Source organism: Streptomyces mutomycini (assembly GCF_001700505.1).
Taxonomy (GTDB): Bacteria; Actinomycetota; Actinomycetes; order Streptomycetales; family Streptomycetaceae; genus Streptomyces; species Streptomyces mutomycini.
Window position 1 is genome coordinate 21,037 of record NZ_MAPV01000190.1, and the last position, 6,529, is coordinate 27,565.

Sequence of the window (6,529 nt, forward strand, 5' to 3'; positions counted from 1 at the left end):
GATCCGTGACCGTCATCCAGGAAGCACCCGTCGAGACCGAGGCGGAGATCCTCGGCCTGTACCGGGCCCATCTCAGCAAGGGCCGGGCCACTCTCGCCGAGCTGTTCGGCAGCCACATGGAAACGGCGTCCGAGGGCGCCTGGCTCACCACCAGCGACGGTGAGCGTTTCCTCAACGCGGGCGGGTACGGCGTCTTCATCATGGGCGCACGCCACCCGATCGTGATGGAGGAGGTGGAGCGCCAGCTGCGGACACACCCGACCGCGACGCGCATCCTGCTGGAGCCCACCGTGGCCCGCGCCGCCGAGGCGCTCGTCTCCGTGATGCCGGAGGGCCTGGACCGCGTGCACTTCGCCCTGTCGGGCGCCGAGGCGGTGGAGACCGGCCTCAAGCTCGCACGGGCCGGCGGCCGCAGGCGGACCGTCTCGATGCGCGGCGGCTACCACGGCAAGACGCTGGGCGCGCTGTCCGCGACCGCGAAGGACGTCTACCAGGCGCCCTTCCGGCCGCTGATCCCGGACTTCCTGCACATCCCCTTCGGTGACACCGACGCGCTGGAGGCGGAACTCGCGGCCCACCCGGGTGAGGTCTGCGTCATCCTCGAACCCGTCCAGGGCGAGGGCGGTGTGATCATTCCGCCTGCGGGCTACCTCAAGCAGGTCGAGGAGCTGGTCCGCGAGCACGACGGCTTCCTGATCCTCGACGAGGTGCAGTCCGGTTTCGGCCGGCTCGGCGAGTGGTGGGGCGCCGACACCGAGGGCGTGGTGCCCGACGTGCTCCTCACCGGCAAGGCGCTCGGCGGCGGCGTAATGCCGGTCTCCGCGGCCGTGGCGACCCGCAAGGCCTTCCGCCCCTTCGACAAGGACCCCTACGTCCACACCGCCACCTTCTCCGGCCAGCCGGTCCTGATGGCCGCGGTACAGGGCGCGATCCGTGCCATGAAGGAGGAGCGCCTGGTCACCCGGGCCATGGACCTGGGTGCGCGGCTGCTGCCGAGGATCTCGGAGATCGCCTACCGCAACATCCCCGAACTCGTCGTGGACGTACGCGGCCGTGGGCTGCTCATCGGTGTGGAGCTCGTCGAGGCCGGGCTGGCCGGCGAGCTGCTGATCGAGCTCTTCAACCACGGCGTCGTCGCCAACCACTCGATGAACGGCAGCTCGGTGGTGCGGTTCACCCCGCCCGCCGTGATGAGCGACACCGATGTGGAGTTCCTCCTGAACTCCTTCGACCTGGCCACACGCGACCTCGTCCGGGGCGCGGCCAAGATGCCGGAAGGCGGCAACTGATCATGCGTCACGTAGAGCTCGAAGCACTGATCCCCGCGGAGCAGGCCACGACGGTCTTCGACTCCGTACGACGCTGGGAGCGGTTCCCCGACCTGGCGCCCCATGTGAAGGCGACCACCGTGCACGCCACCTACCCGGCCGAGAACGCCAGTTCGAGCTGGGAGCTGCACTTCCGCAGCGGTCTGCTGCGCTGGACCGAGGACGACACCTTCCTGCCGGAGCTGAATGAGATCCGCTTCGAGCAGTCCGACGGCGACTTCGACTCCTTCACCGGCACCTGGGCCATGACGCAGCTGGGTGACGACGTGGCGGTCCGCTTCGACGCCGACTTCGACTTCGGTATCCCCAGCCTGGAGGGGATCCTCGACCCGATCGCCGAGCGGGTCATCAAGGAGACCGTCGCCTGGGCCCTGACCGGCCTGTTCCCCGCCGTCCGGCTCTCGGGCGGCGTCGACCTCACCGAGCCCGCCGCCATCGGCGCCTAGCACCGCCGCAGGAGCTGACCATGGACCAGGCAAATCCCTTCGAGACACCGAGAACGTACTCGCTGCACCGCGCCGAGTACCTGGTGGGCCTCGCCGTCACCACCGGTCTGATCATCGCCCACTTCGGCGAGATCCGCTGGTGGGTCGCGATCGCCCTGTTCCTGTACATCGACCTGATCGGCTACATCCCGGGCGCCATCGCCTTCAAACGCAGCGGCGGGCGGCCGATCCCCAAGACCTACTACGTGCTCTACAACGTCATGCACAGCCTGATCACCCAGGCCGCGGTCGCGGCGCTGTGGTGCTGGCTGGTCGAGCCGGAGTGGGCGCTGCTGGTACTGCCGTTCCACCTCTTCGGGGACCGCGGCCTGTTCGGCAACTTCATGAAGTCGTTCGCGCTGCCCTTCGAGCCGGTACGCCAGCCCGGCTACCTGCGGCTCCTGGACGACCTGGGGCTGGCCCATCCCAAGGCGGTCGGGCACGCCACGGAGCCCACCCCGGTCGGCCACGTCCCGGCGCAGCCGGTCCGCCGGCAGCGGCAGGAGGCCGTGCGATGACCGCCGCCACCGAAGTGCGTACCCTGCGGCGTCCCGTACGCCAGGACCCGGCCGAGCGACGCCGGGCGCTGTACCACCTGGCCTCCCCGGTGTCGGTGCTGACCGTCGGCCCCCAGGAGCGGCCGCACGGCACCACGGCGAGCACCGTGACGCTGGTGTCGCGGGAACCCCTGCTGGTGGGGGTCGTGCTGCGGGCGGGTTCGTCCTTCGCACGGCTCGCGGCCGCCGAGGGCCGGTTCGCGATCAACGTGCTCAGCAGCGGGCAGGCCGATGTGGCGAGTCACTTCGCGGACAGCGACCGCCCCGACGGCAGCGCGCAGTTCGCGGGCCTCGCCTGGACGGCGGACTCGTACGCGAAGGCACCGCTCCTGGCCGGGGCGCTCGCCCACTACACCTGCCGGTTCCACTCCGCACACGTGGCGGGCGACAGCGAGTTGCTGCTCGGCCATGTCGTCCGGGCCAACGCCCGTGACGCCCATCCCCTGTTCAGCTACGCCGGGGAGCTGTTCGCCGGCTCCCTGCACCCCGCGAAGGAGGCAGCCGCGTCATGACCGGTTCTGTGGCACCCGAGGCCGACTGGGACAAGGCTCCCGGTCTGCTCGACGGAGCGAAGGAGCTCACCCTCGGACCCGAGGAGTGCGACCTCGCCTACTGGTTCACCTCGGTGGCGCAGGGCACGCTGCGCGACCGCGGCGAGACCGGGCACCACGTGGACGCCGTCGTGCCCGGTTTCCTGAAGGAGCCGGGGCCCCTGCGCGACGCCCTGGTGCTGGAGTTCGGGTTCCGCGGGCTCTCGGAGGAGATCGCGACGCGGCTGCTCGGCCACTACGTCGCCATCGCCCCCGGCGTCCCCGAAATGGAGTTCTACTCGACCCAGTTGATCGACGAGGCGCGGCACGCCCGGGTCTTCCGCAACCACCTGGTGGAGCTGGGGGTCCCGCAGAAGACGCTCCTGAAGGACATCGACGAGATGGCCGCGGACTACCGCAAGCGGGTCCTGGACCCGGTCGTGGACTTCACCCTCGACATCGTCCGCGACCAGGCGGACTTCGCAGGCGGCGTCGCAGTGTTCGCCATCGTCATCGAGGGGGTGCTCGCCCCGGCGGCGGAGCTGAGCGAGCGCAAGTGGACCCCGCTGTCGCCGGCCACCGGCGAGATCTCACGCGGCACCGCCATCGACGAGATCAGGCATCTGACGGTGGCCAGCACGATCCTGCGTGATCACGTGGCCGCGCACCCCGAGTACCGCCCGCGCCTGCTGGAGATCCTGCGGGCCGGTGTGCAGCTCTGGGACGAGATCCCCGACCGCGAGTTCGTCATCCACCGCGAGGAGCTCTTCCAGCAGGGCATGGCCCAGCACGCGGACAGGATCGGCGACTACGAGATCTGGCCGGGCGTCCGGATGCTCGACACCACTCCGGAGCAGCGCTACGACATGGCCGAGCGCTGGACCGACGAGATGGCCGAGTCGCGGATGGCGTACATGGGGCTGCCGCTGGAGGCCCTCAGCAGTCCGCAGGCCGGCGCATGAGCGGGGGGCGCGCGGCGGTGGTGGCCGGGATCGGGGCGTACACACCTCCCGGTCTGGTCACCAACGACGACCTGGCACAGCGGCTCGACACCTCCGACGCGTGGATCCGCTCACGCACCGGGATCGCCGAGCGGTATGTGGTCGCGCCCGGCACCGCGACCTCCGACCTGGCTGTCGAGGCCGGGCTGCGAGCCCTCAAGTCCGCGGGCGACGAGCACGTGGGAGCAGTCGTCCTCGCCACCACCACACCCGACCAGCCGTGCCCGGCGACCGCCCCGCAGGTGGCCGCCAGGCTGGGGCTCGGGCAGGTGCCTGCGTTCGACGTGGCCGCCGTCTGCTCCGGCTTCCTGTACGGTCTCGCCACCGCGTCCGGGCTCCTGGCGGCGGGCGTCGCCGACAGCGTGCTGCTGATCGCCGCCGACGCGTTCACCACGATCGTCAACCCGGAGGACCGCACCACGGCCGTCATCTTCGCGGACGGTGCGGGCGCGGTGGTGCTGCGGGCGGGCTCCGCCGGCGAACCGGGGGCCGTGGGCCCGCTGGTCCTCGGCAGCGACGGCGAGCTCAGCCACCTCATCGAGGTGCCGGCGGGCGGCTCACGCCAGCGTTCGTCCGGTCCGGTGACCGACCCGGAGGACCAGTACTTCCGGATGCTCGGCCGGGACACCTACCGGCACGCGGTGGAGCGGATGACCGGAGCTTCCCAGCAGGCGGCCCAGCTGGCCGGCTGGAGCATCGGGGACGTCGACCGGTTCGCGGCCCACCAGGCCAACGCCCGGATCCTCGATTCGGTCTCGGAACGCCTCGGGGTGCCGGCCGAAAGGCAGTTGACGAACATCGCCCGGGTCGGCAACACGGGTGCCGCCTCGATCCCGCTGCTGCTGTCGCAGGCCGCGGCGGACGGCCGGCTCACCGCCGGGCACCGGGTGCTGCTGACCGCGTTCGGCGGAGGCCTCTCCTGGGGTGCGACGACCCTGGTCTGGCCCGACGTCCAATCGGTCTGACGGCCCCCCGGCCGACCGGACTCCCTGTCCAGCACGCCATTTCGTACGCCTATGCGTACACCCGTCACGTACGCCGGTTTCGCGTACACCTTCGAAAGGATCCGTCATGCTGGAGCAGCTCAAGGAAATCCTGTCCAACAAGCTCAAGGTGTCGCCCGAGGCCATCACCCCGGACGCCACCCGGGAAGACATCGAGCTGGACTCGCTGGCCGTGGTGGAGCTGTCGCTGCTGCTCAAGTCCGAACTGGACCTGGACGTCAGCGACGACGATCTCCTGGAAGCCGAGACCGTGGCTGACATGGTCCGGCTCATGGAGGAGCGGAGCGCGAAGGTCTGATGGCCGGCATGGACATCGCCGTCACCGGGATCGGCCTGGTCACCCCGGGTGGTATCGGGGTCGGGCCCAGCTGGGCGGCGGTCTGCGACGGCAGGCCGGCCGCCGCCCTCGACCCGGTACTGGCGAACAACCCCGTACGAATATCCTGCCGGGTTCCCGGCTTCGATCCGGATTCTCTGCTCAGCGCGCGGCGGGCACACCGCCTGGACAGGTTCGTGCAGTTCGCCCTCGTCGCCGCCCATGAGGCCGTGGCCGACGCCCGTCTCGACCCGACCACCTGGGACGGGGCGCGGGTCGGTGTGGTGCTGGGCTGCGCGGACGGTGGTCCCGGCACGGTCGAGGAGCAGCACGATGTGCTGCGGGAGCAGGGCGCCGACCGGGTGTCCCCGCTGCTGCTGCCCATGCAGCTGCCGAACATGCTGGCCGGTCAGACGGCCATCGAGTTCGGGGCCACCGGCCCCAACCTGGTGGTGGCCACGGCCTGCGCCTCGGGTGCGACCGCCATCGGCACGGCCCGGGACCTGCTCATCCTCGGCCGCTGCGACGTGGTGCTGGCGGGCGGCAGCGAGGCGATGATCACTCCACTGGTCATGGCCGGCTTCGCCCAGATGGGCGCGCTGTCGCGGCGCGAGGACGACCCCGCGTCGGCCTCGCGTCCCTTCGACGCCGACCGGGACGGCTTCGTCGCCGGAGAGGGGGCCGGGATCCTCGTCATGGAACGCGTCGTGGACGCCCGGGCCCGCGGTGCGCACGTCCACGGCCGGATCATCGGCTTCGGGGCCACCGCGGACGCCCACCACATGACGTCGCCGCACCCGGACGGCGCCGGCATCGAGGCGGCGGTCCGCGCGGCTCTCGCCGACGCCGGCGCGGACCCTGACGACGTGCAGCACGTGAACGCCCACGGCACGTCGACACCGCTCAACGACCTGGCCGAGGCACGCATGATCCAGCGGACGCTGCAGGGCGACCCGCTGGTCACCTCCACGAAGGGAGTCACCGGACACCTGCTCGGCGCGGCCGGCGCGGTCGAGGCCGCGTTCACCCTGCTGAGCGTCGAACACGAGATCATTCCGCCCACCGCGGGCCTGTGCATCCCCGACGGACGGATCGACATCAAGCTCGCCCAGTCGGCCACGTCGATGCCGATCGACCTCGCACTCAGCAACTCGTGCGGGTTCGGCGGCCAGAACACGGCGCTGGCGATCGCTCCGGCCTGAGGGCCTCAGGGCCTCAGGCCGGCACCGGCAGCACGTGTGGGGGCGGACGGCTCGGAGCCGTCCGCCCCGACATGTTTTCCGGGGCACCCTCACCCCGCCCCCGTAC

At 71.2% G+C, this 6,529-nt stretch carries 8 protein-coding genes; all 8 read left to right on the forward strand.

The annotated features are described in order from the left end of the window. The first annotated feature begins 5 nt into the window (after positions 1-5). The 8 genes from BFF76_RS24825 (at position 6) to BFF76_RS24860 (ending at position 6,423) form a co-directional block, all read left to right on the forward strand. Entirely contained in the window at positions 6-1,289 is a 1,284-nt protein-coding gene (locus tag BFF76_RS24825; protein WP_053931086.1) for an aspartate aminotransferase family protein, read from the forward strand. 2 nt (positions 1,290-1,291) lie between these two features. After that, on the forward strand, positions 1,292-1,774 hold the full coding sequence (locus tag BFF76_RS24830) for a type II toxin-antitoxin system RatA family toxin (RefSeq protein WP_031089541.1): 483 nt from the start codon (positions 1,292-1,294) through the stop codon (positions 1,772-1,774). Between the two features lie 20 nt (positions 1,775-1,794). Next, entirely contained in the window at positions 1,795-2,331 is a 537-nt protein-coding gene (locus BFF76_RS24835; protein ID WP_053931085.1) for a hypothetical protein, read from the forward strand. Beyond that, positions 2,328-2,882: a flavin reductase family protein gene (locus BFF76_RS24840; protein WP_031089530.1), complete on the forward strand. Its 555-nt coding sequence runs from the start codon at positions 2,328-2,330 to the stop codon at positions 2,880-2,882. Before BFF76_RS24835 ends, BFF76_RS24840 begins: the two co-directional genes overlap by 4 nt. Next, complete coding sequence (locus BFF76_RS24845; RefSeq protein ID WP_031089528.1) at positions 2,879-3,862, forward strand: ferritin family protein; 984 nt, start codon at positions 2,879-2,881, stop codon at positions 3,860-3,862. The genes BFF76_RS24840 and BFF76_RS24845 overlap by 4 nt, the downstream gene beginning before the upstream one ends. Further along, a complete protein-coding gene (locus BFF76_RS24850; protein WP_031089525.1) occupies positions 3,859-4,866 on the forward strand; it encodes a beta-ketoacyl-ACP synthase III in 1,008 nt (335 codons plus the stop codon). The genes BFF76_RS24845 and BFF76_RS24850 overlap by 4 nt, the downstream gene beginning before the upstream one ends. Before the next feature lie 106 nt (positions 4,867-4,972). Next, the gene (locus BFF76_RS24855) at positions 4,973-5,203 is read left to right on the forward strand and encodes a phosphopantetheine-binding protein (RefSeq protein WP_031089523.1); all 231 of its coding nucleotides are present in this window, start codon (positions 4,973-4,975) and stop codon (positions 5,201-5,203) included. Beyond that, on the forward strand, positions 5,203-6,423 hold the full coding sequence (locus tag BFF76_RS24860; RefSeq protein WP_031089521.1) for a beta-ketoacyl-[acyl-carrier-protein] synthase family protein: 1,221 nt from the start codon (positions 5,203-5,205) through the stop codon (positions 6,421-6,423). Before BFF76_RS24855 ends, BFF76_RS24860 begins: the two co-directional genes overlap by 1 nt. Positions 6,424-6,529: the final 106 nt, after the last annotated feature.

Bases quoted from the DNA above. Each gene is read 5' to 3' on its own strand.
- BFF76_RS24830 (WP_031089541.1), top strand. From the start codon at position 1,292: ATGCGTCACGTAGAGCTCGAAGCACTGATCCCCGCGGAGCAGGCCACG.
- BFF76_RS24835 (WP_053931085.1), top strand. From the start codon at position 1,795: ATGGACCAGGCAAATCCCTTCGAGACACCGAGAACGTACTCGCTGCAC.
- BFF76_RS24840 (WP_031089530.1), top strand. From the start codon at position 2,328: ATGACCGCCGCCACCGAAGTGCGTACCCTGCGGCGTCCCGTACGCCAG.
- BFF76_RS24845 (WP_031089528.1), top strand. From the start codon at position 2,879: ATGACCGGTTCTGTGGCACCCGAGGCCGACTGGGACAAGGCTCCCGGT.
- BFF76_RS24850 (WP_031089525.1), top strand. From the start codon at position 3,859: ATGAGCGGGGGGCGCGCGGCGGTGGTGGCCGGGATCGGGGCGTACACA.
- BFF76_RS24855 (WP_031089523.1), top strand. From the start codon at position 4,973: ATGCTGGAGCAGCTCAAGGAAATCCTGTCCAACAAGCTCAAGGTGTCG.
- BFF76_RS24860 (WP_031089521.1), top strand. From the start codon at position 5,203: ATGGCCGGCATGGACATCGCCGTCACCGGGATCGGCCTGGTCACCCCG.